This is a genomic window from Paraburkholderia sp. UYCP14C, assembly GCF_004197395.1.
Taxonomy (GTDB): Bacteria; Pseudomonadota; Gammaproteobacteria; order Burkholderiales; family Burkholderiaceae; genus Paraburkholderia.
The window spans coordinates 1-343 of the sequence record NZ_SELS01000371.1; the positions used below are offsets into that span (position 1 = coordinate 1).

Below are 343 nucleotides of genomic sequence, written 5' to 3' on the forward strand. Positions count from 1 at the left end.
GAATTTCAAAATATGGGGTCTGACAGGCAATGTGATTCTGATGACCTGTCTGCCGATGAAATGTGCCGTTGAACTGACCGAGCCGGAGAAGAAGACCTTGCAACAGTTGTCGCTCAAACATCCCCATGAGGACTTTCGAACCCGTGGGCTGGGTCTGCTGCAGCTCGGCCGCGGTCGGCGGGTCCATGAGATCGCGCTCGAACTCGATGTGAGCAAAAAGTCAGTGTACAACTGGGCGCACGCCTGGAACGACAATGGCCTCTGTGGTTTGCTGACCGGACATAAAGGCGGGCGTCCCCGCGCATTGTCTGATGCCATGATCGCCACGGTCGTGGAAGCCGCG

1 protein-coding gene is annotated in these 343 nt (G+C 57.1%); it reads left to right on the forward strand.

The window, feature by feature from the left end:
• Positions 1–40 precede the first annotated feature (40 nt).
• A partial coding sequence (locus tag EVC45_RS45260) for a helix-turn-helix domain-containing protein (protein WP_248295556.1) occupies positions 41–343 on the forward strand: 303 nt, incomplete at its 3' end.